11 protein-coding genes are annotated in these 13,471 nt (G+C 67.6%); 7 read left to right on the forward strand and 4 right to left on the reverse strand.

Annotated features, from left to right (window positions below; genetic code table 11):
• The first annotated feature begins 121 nt into the window (after nt 1-121).
• The 5 genes from GTP77_RS23050 to GTP77_RS23070 all read left to right on the forward strand — a co-directional run bounded on the left by GTP77_RS23050 (nt 122) and on the right by GTP77_RS23070 (nt 6,319).
• A complete protein-coding gene (locus GTP77_RS23050) occupies nt 122-3,193 on the forward strand; it encodes a DUF8613 domain-containing protein (RefSeq protein WP_161074501.1) in 3,072 nt (1,023 codons plus the stop codon).
• A gap of 67 nt (nt 3,194-3,260) precedes the next feature.
• The gene (locus GTP77_RS23055) at nt 3,261-3,953 is read left to right on the forward strand and encodes a dienelactone hydrolase family protein (protein WP_161074502.1); all 693 of its coding nucleotides are present in this window, start codon (nt 3,261-3,263) and stop codon (nt 3,951-3,953) included.
• A 94-nt stretch (nt 3,954-4,047) separates the two neighbouring features.
• Nucleotides 4,048-5,922 carry an amidohydrolase gene (locus GTP77_RS23060; RefSeq protein WP_161074503.1) on the forward strand — a complete coding sequence of 625 codons (1,875 nt, stop codon included), beginning with the start codon at nt 4,048-4,050 and terminating at the stop codon, nt 5,920-5,922.
• Between the two features lie 11 nt (nt 5,923-5,933).
• Nucleotides 5,934-6,170 (forward strand): DUF1427 family protein, encoded by a 237-nt coding sequence (locus tag GTP77_RS23065; protein WP_161074504.1) that lies wholly within the window; start codon nt 5,934-5,936, stop codon nt 6,168-6,170.
• Nucleotides 6,167-6,319, forward strand: a complete 153-nt coding sequence (locus tag GTP77_RS23070) for a DUF1427 family protein (protein ID WP_161074505.1) — start codon at nt 6,167-6,169, stop codon at nt 6,317-6,319. The genes GTP77_RS23065 and GTP77_RS23070 overlap by 4 nt, the downstream gene beginning before the upstream one ends.
• On the opposite strand, the gene GTP77_RS23075 is transcribed toward GTP77_RS23070, so the two are convergent.
• A complete protein-coding gene (locus GTP77_RS23075) occupies nt 6,316-8,184 on the reverse strand; it encodes a sensor domain-containing phosphodiesterase (protein WP_161074506.1) in 1,869 nt (622 codons plus the stop codon). The two genes, GTP77_RS23070 and GTP77_RS23075, sit on opposite strands and share 4 nt — an antisense overlap.
• Nucleotides 8,185-8,230: 46 nt before the next feature.
• Complete coding sequence (locus GTP77_RS23080; protein ID WP_161074507.1) at nt 8,231-8,713, reverse strand: DUF2306 domain-containing protein; 483 nt, start codon at nt 8,711-8,713, stop codon at nt 8,231-8,233.
• A gap of 185 nt (nt 8,714-8,898) precedes the next feature.
• Here GTP77_RS23080 and GTP77_RS23085 point away from each other — a divergent pair, with 185 nt between their 5' ends.
• Nucleotides 8,899-10,086 carry a PQQ-dependent sugar dehydrogenase gene (locus GTP77_RS23085; protein ID WP_223149392.1) on the forward strand — a complete coding sequence of 396 codons (1,188 nt, stop codon included), beginning with the start codon at nt 8,899-8,901 and terminating at the stop codon, nt 10,084-10,086.
• 49 nt (nt 10,087-10,135) lie between these two features.
• A complete protein-coding gene (locus GTP77_RS23090) occupies nt 10,136-10,579 on the forward strand; it encodes a thioesterase family protein (RefSeq protein ID WP_161074508.1) in 444 nt (147 codons plus the stop codon).
• Between the two features lie 3 nt (nt 10,580-10,582).
• Here the strand turns inward: GTP77_RS23090 and GTP77_RS23095 are convergent, their stop codons facing one another.
• Together GTP77_RS23095 and GTP77_RS23100 are read right to left on the reverse strand one after the other, a co-directional pair.
• Entirely contained in the window at nt 10,583-11,101 is a 519-nt protein-coding gene (locus tag GTP77_RS23095; protein ID WP_161074509.1) for a DUF3016 domain-containing protein, read from the reverse strand.
• A 101-nt stretch (nt 11,102-11,202) separates the two neighbouring features.
• Nucleotides 11,203-13,452: a PhoX family protein gene (locus tag GTP77_RS23100; protein ID WP_161074510.1), complete on the reverse strand. Its 2,250-nt coding sequence runs from the start codon at nt 13,450-13,452 to the stop codon at nt 11,203-11,205.
• Between the last annotated feature and the right edge of the window lie 19 nt (nt 13,453-13,471).

Genomic DNA, 13,471 nt, shown 5'->3' on the forward strand with positions numbered 1-13,471 from the left:
GTGGCGCAGCCCCGGCTGGCGATCAAAATTTGCTTTGTGGCAAATATGTCAAGCGTTGCCGACAGCGTGGCACAGTGTGATAATCGGTGACAATCCAGCGACGATCCGGGCCACTCCCCTTATGCCCCAGCTTCCCCTGCTCACCCTCCTCGCCGCGCTGCTGGCCTGGCTGGCCGCCGCGCCGGCCCTGGCCAACACAGCAGCCGTTTTCAATGGCGGCGCGGTGGCCGGCTGCAGCTATACCGCCGCCAGTGCCAGCTACAGCTGCCCGCCCTTCGCCGCCACGCTGGACGTGACCATCGCCAGCGGCTACAAGGTGGTGCTGACCGGCCCCATCAACTTCGATTTCAACCAGCAGCTCAACATGAGCGGCACGGCGCAGCTGCAGGTGGCGGGCGACCTCGACATCGGCAACATCAAGCCGTCCAACCTGAACATCAGCGGCGGCGCGCTGGTCTCCAGCGGCCAGTTCAAGATGGGCGCCCAGGTGCAGACCATCGTGGCCGACATCAGCGCCGCCAGCATGAAGATCGGCACCGGCTCGGACACCAAGGTGACCGGCACGCTGACCTCCACCGGCCAGATCGACCTGGCCTCGCACGCCACCATCATCGGCCCCATCACCGGCAGCAAGATCACCACCGGCTCGCCGGTGGCGCTGACCGGCGACGTGACGGCCAGCGTGTCCTTCAACCTGTCCTCGGGCAGCACGCTGAACGGCAACCTGGTGGCGCCGGTGGTCACGCTGGACGCCTCGCCCTCGCGCGTGAACGGCAACGTCACGGCCAACACCTCGCTCACCATCTCCTCGGCCAGCAGCGTGAACGGCAACGTGGTGGCCGGCGCGGTCAAGCTGCTCTCCTCGGAGGCCTACATCACCGGCACCGCGCTGGTGGACACGCTGGAACTGGACTGGCACGGCCGCGTCTACCAGGCGGTGACCTGCCGCACCGGCAGCGCCGGCAGCCCGTGCAGCTGCGTGGATGACGGCAGCGGCTACGCGAACACCTCCTACAAGACCGTCTGCGCGCCGCCCGCCGCCAACACCGTGCACCACTACCAGATCACGCACGACGGCAACGGCCTGACCTGCCAGCCGGAGACGGTCAGCGTGAAGGCCTGCGCCGACGCATCCTGCAGCACGCTGTACACCGGCAGCGCGCAGGTGTCGCTGGCGCCCAACACGGTGGACTCGCCGGCGCCCGTGTTCAGCTTCAGCAACGGCATCGCCAGCGCCTATGTGCGCCAGACCACGGCCGGCAACGCCACCCTGGCCATCACCTCCGTCACGCCGGCAGCCACGGCTGCGGCCACCTGCAGCTCGCCGTCCGGCGCGTCCTGCAGCGTGGCGTTCGCCGCAGAGGGGTTTACAGTGTCCGGTGGTGCGCGCCTGGCCGGGGTCAGCGGTACCTTCACGGTGGAGGCCTTGAAAGCAGATCTGCAAACGCCGTCCAGCTGCGTACCGCTCATCGCCAACAGCACCAAGTCCCTGACGCTGCGCTGCGCTTACACCGACCCTGGTACAAATAACAACACGCAGAGCCGCAATGTCAACCTGACCAACGACAGCGGTTCCGGCAGCACCGCTACCGCCACGCTGGTGTGCGGTAGCGGCGGCTTCACCGGCGCCGCCAGCGCCAACCTGCCGCTGGCGTTCGACGGCAACGGTAAGGCTAAAGGTACGCTGGCTTACGACGACGTGGGAAAGCTGGCGCTGTCGGCGGAATACACGGCCAGTGGCGCCAACTTCATTACCGCTTCCAGCCCGGATATCCTGGTCGTCCCACACCACTACGGCATAGGCAGCATCACTGCAGCCGGTGTATCCAATCCCGCCGCCACCAGCGCCACCGATCAGCCATTCGCAACCGCTGGTGCAAATTTCAGCGTGCAGGTGACGGCTTTGAGCAACAACAATGTGGTGAGTACGAACTTCGGCCGAGAGAGCCAACCAGCGCGGGTCGACTTCACGCATAAATTGATCGCGCCGGCTGGGGCAAACGCAGGCACGCTGTCCGTGCCCAACGCGAGCACCATCTCGGCCGCTATCGTCGCTGGCGGCAACGCCTCGTCGGGCAAATTCACGGTCAGCAACTTGAGCTGGGACGAGGTGGGCATCATCACCCTGACCGCCACCACCAACAACGCGCTCAACAACGGCAGCCTGTACAACAACCTGCCCGCCGCGCTGGTCGGCAGCGGGACCAGCGGCAACATCGGCCGCTTTATCCCGGACCACTTCGACACCGCCCTCACCACGCCGAACGCCTCCCCCGTCATGGTGTGTCCAAGCGGCGTGTTCAGCATTAGCTGCAGCGGCGGCCGCTTCGTCTACGCGGCCCAGCCCTTCGGCCTGACGGTGAGCGCCCGCAACGCCGCCGGCGGCCTGACCACCAACTACGCCGCCACCTACGCGCGCCCGCTCACCATCACCGCCTGGAACGCGGCCGGCGCCACCGGCACCGCCGCCCCCAACGACAACGACAACCCGGAATACCGCCCCGTGGACAACGCCGCCCGCAGCATGCCGGTCGGCGCTGGCCTGACCGGCGGCCCCGCCGTCCCCACGGCCTTCGTCTTCACCGGCGGCAACGGCCTGGGCAGCGTCAGCTACGCCTTCAGCAAGTCCTACTCGCCCGGCCCGCCCTATATGCCCAGCGTAGCCACAAATCTCATCTCGAGCCCGGTCAACGTGTTCTTCCGCGCCACCGAAACCACGCCCGGCGGCGACGGCGTGACCTCCCTGCGCGCCGGCGCCGTGGAAGCGGGCATCGCCGTGGCCAGCGGCCGCCTGAAGGTGGCGCACAGCTACGGCTCGCCACTGCTCAAGCGGCGCGTGGAAGTGGAATCGCAATACTGGACCGGGACCGAATTCCTGCGCAACAGTGCCGAAGCCACCGCCGGCACGACCGCGCTGAGCGCCGCCGGCGTGCTCACTTTCGGCAACTGCACCCGCAACCTGTACACGGGCGGCGGCTGCTACGCCGGCTTGGCGGCCGACTCCACGCCCCCCACGCTGGACTTCCGCCAAAGCAAAGGCCTCTCCTACCTGAACCTGGCCGCCCCCGGCGCCGGGCGCGACGGCAGCGTGGATGTGCGCGTGAACGCCTTCCCCTGGCTGCCCAGCACCGTCGGCCGCCTCAACTACGGCGTCTACCGCTCGCCCTTCATCTACCTGCGCGAACTCCACTAGCGTGCCAGCCGGCCGGTCCGAACTGCGGTAGCATGGCCGTTTCCCCAACAACGGCACAGGAGCAGACATGGACGGCAAGTGGATAGAGATACAGGGCGACGACGGCGCATTCGGCGCCTGGCTGGACTTGCCGCGCGGCGGCAGCGGCCCCGGCATCGTGCTGCTGCAGGAAATCTTCGGCGTCAATGAACACATCCGCGGCGTGGCCGCGCAGTACGCGGCGGACGGCTACGTGGTGCTGGCGCCGGACCTGTTCTGGCGCGAAGGCGCGCGCATCGAGCTGGGCTACGGCGAGGCCGACTGGCAGCGCGCCGTGCAGCTCAAGCAGGCCAACGGCCCCGCCCAGGCCCAGGCCGACGTGCGCGCCGCCGCGCAAGCCCTGCGCGCCCTGCCCGGCGTGGGCGCCAAGATCGCCGCGCTGGGCTACTGCTACGGCGGCCTGCTGGCCTACCATGCCGCCGCCAACGGCGACGTGGACGCCGCCGTCGCCTACTACGGCGGCGGCATCCAGAACGCGCTTGAGCGCGCCGACGACATCCACGTGCCGCTGATGCTGCACTTCGGCGCCCGCGACAGCCACATCCCGCTGGACGCGGTCAAGCACATCGCCGAACGCTTCGACGAGCGCGACAACGTGGAAGTGCACCTGTACACCGAGGCCGAGCACGGCTTCAACTGCAACCACCGCGCCAGCTACCGCCAGCAGCCCGCCGCGCTGGCGCACGGCCACACGCTGGTTTTCCTCAGCGAAACCCTGTGAGCGCGGCCCCGGAGACGCCGTCTCTCCCCTATGGCGCATAGTCTGCCGCCGTCCACGGCGGCATACTGCTGGCATACGATGACTGGAGAACCGCATGAGCACGCACGCCCCACCCGAACCCATCCTAATCCTGATCAACGGCTGTTTCCACACGGTCGATAAATCCCAGCCGCAAGCCAGCGCTGTCGCCATCCAGGGCGGCAAGTTCCTGGCCGTGGGCGACGCCGACGAGGTGATGCGCCACCGCACGCCCACCAGCCAGGTGATCGACCTGAACGGCCGCAGCGTGGTGCCCGGCCTGAACGACTCCCACCTGCACCTGATACGCGGCGGCCTGAACTACAACCTGGAACTGCGCTGGGAAGGCGTGCCCTCGCTGGCCGACGCCCTGCGCATGCTCAAGGAACAGGCGCTGCGCACGCCCAGCCCGCAATGGGTGCGCGTGGTGGGCGGCTGGAACGAATTCCAGTTCGCCGAGAAGCGCATGCCCACGCTGGACGAGATCAACGCCGCCGCGCCGGACACGCCGGTGTTCGTGCTGCACCTGTACGACCGCGCCCTGCTCAACCGCGCCGCGCTGCGCGTGGTGGGCTACGACAAGGACACGCCGAATCCGCCCGGCGGCGAGATCCAGCGCGATGCCTCAGGCAACCCCACCGGCATGCTGATCGCCCGCCCCAACGCCATGATCCTGTATGCCACGCTGGCCAAGGGCCCCAAGCTGCCGCTGGACCTGCAGATCAACTCCACGCGCCAGTTCATGCGCGAGCTGAACCGCCTGGGCGTGACCTCCGCCATCGACGCCGGCGGCGGCTTCCAGAACTACCCCGAGGACTACTCGGTGGTGGACCAGCTGGCGCGCGACGACCAGCTTACCATCCGCATCGCCTACAACCTGTTCACGCAGAACAAGGGCAAGGAGCTGGAAGACTTCGAAAAGTGGACCGACATGGTCACGCCCGGCCAGGGCACGGACTTCTACCGCCACAACGGCGCCGGCGAAATGCTGGTGTTCTCCGCCGCCGACTTCGAAGACTTCCTCGAGCCGCGCCCGGACCTGAACCCGGACATGGAAGCGGAGCTGGAAAAAGTCGTGCGCCACCTGGTCGGCAAGCGCTGGCCCTTCCGCCTGCACGCCACCTACGACGAATCGATCTCGCGCATGCTGGACGTGTTCGAGAAGGTTAACCGCGACATCCCCTTCGGCGACCTGCACTGGATGTTCGACCACGCCGAAACCATCAGCCCGCGCAATATCGAGCGCGTGAAGGCGCTCAACGGCGGCATCGCCATCCAGCACCGCATGGCCTTCCAGGGCGAATACTTCGTGGAGCGCTACGGCGCGGAAGCGGCCAAGGCCACCCCGCCCATCAAGCGCATGCTGGAGACCGGCGTGCCGGTGGGCGCCGGCACCGACGCCACCCGGGTGGCCAGCTACAACCCGTGGACCGCGCTGTACTGGCTGGTGTCCGGCCGCACCGTGGGCGGCATGCGCCTGTACGACGCCGGCGCCAAGCTCTCGCGCGACACCGCCATGGAACTGTGGACGGCCGGCAGCGCCTGGTTCTCCAGCGAGCAGGGCAAGAAAGGCCGCATCAAGGAAGGCATGCTGGCCGACCTGGCGGTGCTCTCGGCCGACTTCTTCACGGTGGACGAAGAAGCCATCAAATCGATCGAATCGGTGCTCACCATCGTGGGCGGCAAAGTGGTCTACGGCCAGGCCGAATTCACGCCGCTGGCGCCGCCCGCCATACCGGTGCTGCCGGACTGGTCGCCGGTGTCCTCCACGCCCGGCCACTGGCGCCGCGCCGCGCCGGCGCCGGCCGCGCAGGCCGCGCTGCCGCACCAATGCCAGGGACCATGCGGCGTGCACGCCCACTCGCACGACCGCGCGCGCCGCTCCCCGGTGCCGGTGTCGGACTTCAGCGGCTTCTGGGGCGCGCTGGGCTGCAGCTGCTTCGCATTCTGACGGAGGACGCCATGAACTACACCAAAATCGTACTGGGCCTGGTCCTGTCCTTCGTCGTGGGCGCCGGATGCAAGCTGTTCGGCATCCCGGCCGCCTCGCCGCCGGTGCTCAGCGGCGCGCTGCTGGTCTTCGCCATGAGCAGCGGCTACTGGCTGGTGGACCGCTACCTGTGCCGGGAAGCGGCGCAGAACAAAAAGCACTGCGGCGGCCACGCGCTCGAACGCAAGCCAGACGAGGCCTCACTATGAGCGCGCTGCTGATAGGCGCCCTGCTGGGCCTGGCCGTGGGCGGCGTCTGCCGCTGGTTCGACATCCCCTCCCCCTCGCCGCCGACGCCGGTCGGCGCCCTGCTGGTGGTCGCCATGACCGCCGGCTACGTCACCGCCGGCCTGCTTTAAGACTGCAGCAGCGCGCGCAGTTCCGGGATGGTGAGCGGGGCGGCGCCGGAGCCGCGCGCGCGCAGGGCGGCCAGGATGGCGACGATCTCCTCCGAGGTGCGGGCCGCGCTGAAGTACCAGCCCTGCACCCGCGTGGCGCCGCGCTCGGCCAGCCAGGCCAGATCGGCCTCGTGCTCCAGCCCTTCGCACAGCAGCTCGGCGCTGAACAGCTCGGCGATCCCCTGGATCAGCCGGAACAGCCCCGCCACCCGCTCGCTGCCCGCCACGCCGTGCACGAACTGGCGGTCCACCTTGAGGCGGTCGAAGGGGAAACTGTTGATGGCGTCCAGATTCGAGTAGCCTGTGCCGAAGTCGTCCACCGCAATGCGCACGCCCAGCGCGCGCAGCTGCGCCACCCGCGGCGACACCAGCTCCAGCGTCTCGAGCAGCTGGCTTTCCGTCACCTCGAATTCCAGCAGCTCGCCGCGTATGCGGTAGGTATGCAGCAGCCGCTTCAGGTCGCCGAGCAGGTCGGCATGCAGCAGCGAGCGGCGCGAAAAATTCAGCGACACCGGCACCACCGGCAGCCCCGCGTCCAGCCAGGAGCGCATGTCGCGGCACACCTGGGTCAGCACGCGCAGGTCGATGTCGTAGATCTTGTCGGTGCTTTCGGCCAGCGGGATAAAGCTGCCCGGCGCCACCAGGCCGCGCGACGGATGCCGCCAGCGCACCAGCGCCTCCATGCCGATCAGCCGTCCCTGCGCATAGTCCACCTGCGGCTGGTAGTGCGCCACCAGTTCGCCGTGCTGGGCGGTGGCGCCCGCCGCCGGCGCCGTGTCGAGCGCGCCCTGCAGCTCGAACACCATGTGCGAGCGCGCCAGCAATTCAAAGCCGTATTCCTTGACCGTGGTGCGCAGCATGGCGCTGCTGATGGACGAGGCCGCCGTCTCGGCCGCGTCCAGCAGGCTGGCGGCCGAGCCCAGGTAGGGCGTGTCGTGGTGCTCCACGCCGATGCGCGCGTGCAGCGCCTGGGTGCCGCCCGGCTCCAGCGTGAACGGCGCGCTCAGTTCGTTCTTCAGCCGCTCCAGGCTGACCGCCTGCGCGGCCCGGTCGCCGAACAGCGCGAAGGCGAATTTGTCGCCGCCCAGGTGGCCCACCAGGTTGCTGGCCCCGGCCCATTCGGTGAGCCGCTCGCCGACGATGCGCAGGGCCTGGTTGCCGGCGTTGCGGCCGAACACTTCATTGAGCTGGCGGAAGCCGATCAGGTCGATATAGCCGGCCATCACGTGCGGCAGCCGGGTCTGCTCCAGGCCCAGCTGCAAATGGTGCAGGAAAACGTTGCGGTTGGACATGCCGGTGATGTCGTTGCAGTAGCGCAGTTCCAGCGTATCGACCACCAGCCGCGCCATGCCCTTGAGCAGCATGGCCTGGTCGGGCGAGAAGCTGCCGGCCTCGCGCCGCATCACCCACAGCGTGCCCAGCAGGTAGCCGCGCGCGCCCGACAGCGGCACGGCGGCGTAGTGGCGGTAGTGCGGCGCATGGGTCACCAGCGGGTTGGTGCGGAAGCGCGGATCGCTGCTGGCGTCGGCGACCTCGAACCAGTCGCCCTCGGCGCCCACGGCCCAGGTGCAGAAGGACCCGGAGCGCGGCACGTGGCGCTCCTCCATGCCGACGCGGGACGGCAGCCAGATCTGCGACTGGTAGACGATGCTGATGCCGCCGATGTCCGCGCCCACCGAGCGGATCGCCAGTTCGGTGATGTAGTCGAGGTTGGGGTCGCTGCGGTCCTGCGTCATGGCATAGCGCGACACCTCGGCCAGGCGGCGCTGCTCGGTCTCCCCATCCAGGCAGGACGGTGGCAGCTCTTCCAGGGTGCTGACATCCATGCTTACTCTCCTCCTTGCGAACAAGCATGGTGACACAAAAATGTAGTTATTGCATTTTTTTGAGCCGCCTCACCTGCAGCGTTGCGCCAATGAGAAAAAGCAGGAACAGGACGCCGGACGCCATCTTCAGCCATTCGGCTTCCGGGCTGTCCGCCAGGGGCTTACCAACCGGCAGGCGCACCGAGGATTCCGTCATGGCGGGGATCAGGTGGAAGAAAAAGGTGAGCGAATACGACACCGTCATGACGGCGGCGGCCTTGGCGCCGAACAGGCTGCCGCGCGCGGCCAGCCAGGCCAGGCCCAGCACCAGCAGGGTGATCACGCCCAGCGCGTGCGGCTTGCCGAAACCGCCGTGCTGGAAGATGCCGAAACCGGTCAGGCAGGTCAGCACCGTGGTCCAGATATAGACCCGGCCCACGGCGTTGGCGGGGTTGATGCCCTTGTCGCGGAAAAAGGCCAGCAGCCCCGCAGCCAGCGCAACGAGGCTGATGGCGGTGTGGATGGCGCCGAGTGGAGTAAGTCCAAGCATGATGTCTTTCCTTAGCGTGAAAAGTTGAGGGCTTGCTGCCATTCAATGCTAATCCTCAAGCGCCCAGCCGTCCTATCGCCAAAGGCAGGGATGGACGCACCAAAACGGCGCAAGCTGCGTGTGCGTGCGGCGCGCCGCCGGCCGCGCGGCGCCGATAGAATGGCGCGATATCGAGGGAGGCTGCCATGCGATCGTCTGCGATGAAACTGCTGGTTCTGTCTTGCGCCCTGGCGGGCCTGGCCGCGTGCGGCGGCGGCAGCGGGGGCATGAGCGTCACCGCGCCGCCAGCCGCGCTGCAGCTGGCCTTGCAGCCGGTGGCGAGCGGCCTCTCGCAGCCGCTGTACCTGACCGCGCCGGCCGGCGACAGCCGGCTGTTCATCGTCGAGCGTCCCGGCCGCATCCGCGTGTTTGCCAACGGCGCGCTGCTGGCCACGCCCTTCCTCGACATCAGCAGCCAGACCACCAGCGCCGGCGAACGCGGCCTGCTGTCCATGGCCTTCCATCCGCAGTACGCGCAGAACGGCAGCTTCTTCATCTACTACACGGACAGCAACGGCGATATCGCCGTGGACCGCATGAAGGTCTCCGACACCAACGCCAACCTGGCCGACCCGGCCACCGCCGGGCGCGTCATCACCATCCCCCACCGCGAGTTCAGCAACCACAACGGCGGCCAGCTGGCCTTCGGCGCGGACGGCTATCTCTACATCGGCACCGGCGACGGCGGCGGCGCCGGCGATCCGCTGCGCAACGGCCAGAACCTCAATTCGCTGCTGGGGAAAATCCTGCGCCTGGACGTGGGCATCGTGGTGCCGGGCCAGACTTACGGCATCCCTTCCGGCAATCCCTACGCGGGCCAGGCCGGATGGCGCGGCGAGATCTGGGCCGCCGGCCTGCGCAACCCGTGGCGCTTCTCCTTCGACCGCGGCGACGGCCTGCTCTACATCGCGGACGTGGGCCAGGACCAGCGCGAGGAGGTGGACGTGGCGCCCGCCACGCAAGCTGGCCTGAACTACGGCTGGAACATCATGGAGGGCACGGCCTGCTACAACGCCGCCAGCTGCAACCAGGCCGGGCTGACCCTGCCGGTGTTCGAGTACCAGCACGGCGCCAACGACGTGAACGGCTGCTCCATCACCGGCGGCTATGTGTACCGGGGCGCGGCCATCCCCGAACTGGCGGGCACGTATTTCTACTCGGACTATTGCAAGGGCTATCTGAAGAGTTTCGCCTATCGCAACGGGGCGGTCAGCGGGGCGCAGGAGTGGGCGGTGGACAACCCCGGCAATGTGCTGTCCTTCGGCCAGGACGCGCAGGGCGAGCTGTATCTGTTGGCCGGCAGCGGCCAGGTGTTCCGCATCGTGCGCCGCTGAACGCGATAGAATGGCGGCATCGCAACCCGCCCATTCCGCTGATACCGCCATGGCACGTTTGAAACTTGAATTCCCGGAAGACCAGTTCTATTTTTCCACCCAGCTGACCGTGCGCGTCACCGACATCAACGGGGCCAACCACCTGGCCAACGATTCGATGATCTCCATGATTTCGGAGGCCCGCGCGCGCTTCCTGTTCGAGTTCGGCGTGCGGGAAACGGAGGCGGACGGCACCGGCATTATCGTCACCGACCTGGCCACCACCTACAAGGCCGAGGGCCATGCGCGCGACCATTTGCTGTTCGAGGTGGGGGTGATGGACTTTAACAAATACGGCGGCGACATCACCTTCCGCATCACGCGCCCGCAGGACCAGGCGCTGGTGGCGATGGCCAAGTCGGGCTTTGTCTTCTTCAACTACAAGCGCAGCCAGGTGGTGCCCATGCCGGAGGATTTCCTGGCGAAATTCCCCCGGGTGAACTGGCTGGACTAAGGCCTAGCCGCGCGAAGGCCGCGCGCCGCGCACTTTCACGTCGAAGGTCTTGCTGAACCAGTTGTCCAGCATCTGCTTTTCATAGCGCAGCTCGTCGTTGGCGGTGGACAGGCGCGCGTTCTCGAGATAGTTCATATCGGACAGCCGGGCGTCGCCGCTGCGCAGCACCTTGCCGCCTTCCTCCAGGCTGTAGTGCAGCTCCATGCGGGGCCAGTCCGCCATGCCGCGCATGATGCGGATGTCGTTCGCGCTGCGGCGGCTGTAGTCGATGCGGCCGGCCAGGTCGATGTCGGTCACGGTCACTTTGAGTTCCTGCCCGGGAGGCAGGAGTTTGCCCAGCTCGGCGAAATGCTTGCTGAGGCTGTCGAGCACGCGCTCGCGCTCCACCGGCGAGAACGGCATGTCGGCGAATTTCTGCGCGTCGGTGTAGGTCACCGTGGCGCCGGCCACGGCGGCGGCGCTGGCCATGGCGGCGATGCCGGCCAGCGCCAGCGCGGCTACGGGGTTGCGAAGTGCACGCATGATGATCCTTTCAGCATAAAGATGGCGGATCATCCTAATATACCCCCGTTTGCCGTGCCTTGTGCTGCGCTGAAACGCTTTCTTACCAATTCCCCCGGCGATCAGCTGCCGATGCGGCCGCCGTCATTCTTGGTGATGACGATGGTGGCCGAGCGCGGACGCTTGCCCGCGCCGTAGCCTATGCTGGACGGCCACTGGCTGGTGTACTTGCTCGGGTCGGCAATATTGGCCTGGCTGGTGGTTTCGCCCGGGTGCTGGATGTTGACGAACAGCGCCTTGCCGTCCGGCGTTTCGCAGATACCGGTCAGTTCGCAGTCCACCGGGCCGACCAGGAAGCGCTTCAGCGTGTCGGCGGTCGGGGTCTTGCCGACAAAGGTGTCCACCGCCAAGGTGCCGGTGCCGGTGGTCGGGTAGGTCAGCGTGACTTTCTTGCCGTCGCCCACCTGGCCCGGCAGCGCGGCCAGCATCATGCAGTTGGTGACGTCGGTGTAGGCGCCGTCGTCGGTCTGGATCCAGCAGATGCCGGTGGACGGGCTGAAGGCCAGGCCGTCCGGGCTGGAGAAGTCCTGGTCGGCGGTCAGGCTGGACAGGTTGACCTTGCCCGCGTCGGCGCCGCTTTCCGCGCCGAACAGGTAGACGTCCCAGCTGAAGGACAGCGCGGTGGAGCCGGCCAGCGCTTCCTTGATGCGCAGGATGTGGCCGTTCGGGTTGCCGCTCTGCGCGGTCGTGCCCTTCATGTCGGTGTAGGCGCGCGGGTTGGGGCCGTCCGGGGCCAGCGCGGACGAGCCGCTCGGGGTCGGGGTGCGGTTGCTGTTATTGGTCAGCGAGAAATACACTTCGCCGTTGGCCGGGTTGACCGAGCACCATTCCGGACGGTCCATCTTGGTGGCGCCGACCGCGTCGCCAGCCAGGCGGGCGTTGATCAGCACGTCGGCCTGGTCGGCGAACTTGTAGCCGGTGTAGGCGGCGATCAGCGGGTTGGTGATGCTCAGCTCGATCCAGCTGCCGGAACCGTCGGCGCCGAACTTGGCCACGTACAGCTTGCCCGAGTCCAGGTATTTGTCGCCCACGGCCAGCACGTCGGCCAGGGCCGCGTCGCCCGGGTTCCAGGCTTGGGTGGAGACGAATTTGTAGATGTACTCGTTGCGCGAGTCGTCGCCCATGTAGACGGCCAGCGGCTGGCCGGCCACCACTTTGCCGAAGGCGGCGCTTTCGTGCGCGTAACGGCCCAGCGCGGTGCGCTTCTTGACGGCCTTGGCCTTGTTGTACGGATCGGCTTCCACGATGTAGCCCATGCCGTTCATCTCGTTGCGGTAGTCGTCGCTGCCGTCCACCGACGCGCCCAGCTTGCTGTTGTTCCAGCGCGCGTATTTGTCGTCGGCGCCGCCGCTTTCCCAGCCGTGGCGCGATGCCGCGCCCTGGCTGCGGCCGTAGCGGTTCAGCGCAGCGACGCTCTTGTCGTTGCCGCGCGCGGCATTGTCGGCGGCGCCGCGCACAAAGTAGCCGGACCAGTTTTCTTCGCCGGAGACGAAGCTGCCCCACGGGGTCTTGCCGGTGCCGCAGTTGTTCAGGGTGCCGCGCGTTTTGCTGGCGTCCTTGGAGTACTTGGTCACCAGCAGCGCGTTGCCGCGCGCCGGGCCGGAGATTTCGCATTCGGTCAGGCAGGTGACGCGGCGGTTGAAGGCCGAATCCTTGACGTATTCCCATTTGCCGCCGGTCTTGCGCACTTCAACCATGGACAGGCCGTGCAGCGCGGTTTCGCGGTCGATCTCGGCGGCCGGGCGCGGCAGGGTGTTGCTGCCGCCGTTGGCGTGGATGAAGAAGGACGACAGCTGCTGGTTGGTGGTCGCTTCGTGGTTGACGGCCAGGATGCCGCGCTCGACGGCGCTGGTGGACGCCTTGCCGTCGGCGCTCAGGCCGAAGAACTCCATGCCGTCGTGGTGGTCGCCGGCGCGGTTTTCGAAGTCGGCGTCGCTGCCGTCATTCTTGAAGGCGGTGGCGGTGGCGGTCAGCGGGTCGCCCAGCGCGTACAGCACGGTGGCGGTGTAGCCTGCCGGCACGGTAACCAGGTCGGCCAGGCTCTTCGGCACGGCGCTGAAGCTGAGCAGCTTTTCGGCCGGGGGCGGCGGCACCACAGGGTCCGGCACGGCAGGCGAATTGATGTCGCCGCCGCATGCGGTCAGGCCCATGGAGCCGAGCACCACGGTGGCAGCGCCGGCGGCGCCGCCGCGCAGCAGGTTGCGGCGGCTGATGCGCTGTTCCAGCACGGCGCTGAAGTGTTCGTTCGGGGTATCGTTGTAGCCGATATCGTCTGGGTCGATGGAGGCTGGCACGCGGTCTTTGCTGTTCATATTCTTGGTCTCTGAGTTG

Source organism: Pseudoduganella aquatica (assembly GCF_009857595.1).
Taxonomy (GTDB): Bacteria; Pseudomonadota; Gammaproteobacteria; order Burkholderiales; family Burkholderiaceae_D; genus Rugamonas; species Rugamonas aquatica_A.

Bases quoted from the DNA above. Each gene is read 5' to 3' on its own strand.
- GTP77_RS23050 (WP_161074501.1), top strand. From the start codon at position 122: ATGCCCCAGCTTCCCCTGCTCACCCTCCTCGCCGCGCTGCTGGCCTGG.
- GTP77_RS23055 (WP_161074502.1), top strand. From the start codon at position 3,261: ATGGACGGCAAGTGGATAGAGATACAGGGCGACGACGGCGCATTCGGC.
- GTP77_RS23060 (WP_161074503.1), top strand. From the start codon at position 4,048: ATGAGCACGCACGCCCCACCCGAACCCATCCTAATCCTGATCAACGGC.
- GTP77_RS23065 (WP_161074504.1), top strand. From the start codon at position 5,934: ATGAACTACACCAAAATCGTACTGGGCCTGGTCCTGTCCTTCGTCGTG.
- GTP77_RS23070 (WP_161074505.1), top strand. From the start codon at position 6,167: ATGAGCGCGCTGCTGATAGGCGCCCTGCTGGGCCTGGCCGTGGGCGGC.
- GTP77_RS23075 (WP_161074506.1), bottom strand. From the start codon at position 8,184: ATGGATGTCAGCACCCTGGAAGAGCTGCCACCGTCCTGCCTGGATGGG.
- GTP77_RS23080 (WP_161074507.1), bottom strand. From the start codon at position 8,713: ATGCTTGGACTTACTCCACTCGGCGCCATCCACACCGCCATCAGCCTC.
- GTP77_RS23085 (WP_223149392.1), top strand. From the start codon at position 8,899: ATGCGATCGTCTGCGATGAAACTGCTGGTTCTGTCTTGCGCCCTGGCG.
- GTP77_RS23090 (WP_161074508.1), top strand. From the start codon at position 10,136: ATGGCACGTTTGAAACTTGAATTCCCGGAAGACCAGTTCTATTTTTCC.
- GTP77_RS23095 (WP_161074509.1), bottom strand. From the start codon at position 11,101: ATGCGTGCACTTCGCAACCCCGTAGCCGCGCTGGCGCTGGCCGGCATC.
- GTP77_RS23100 (WP_161074510.1), bottom strand. From the start codon at position 13,452: ATGAACAGCAAAGACCGCGTGCCAGCCTCCATCGACCCAGACGATATC.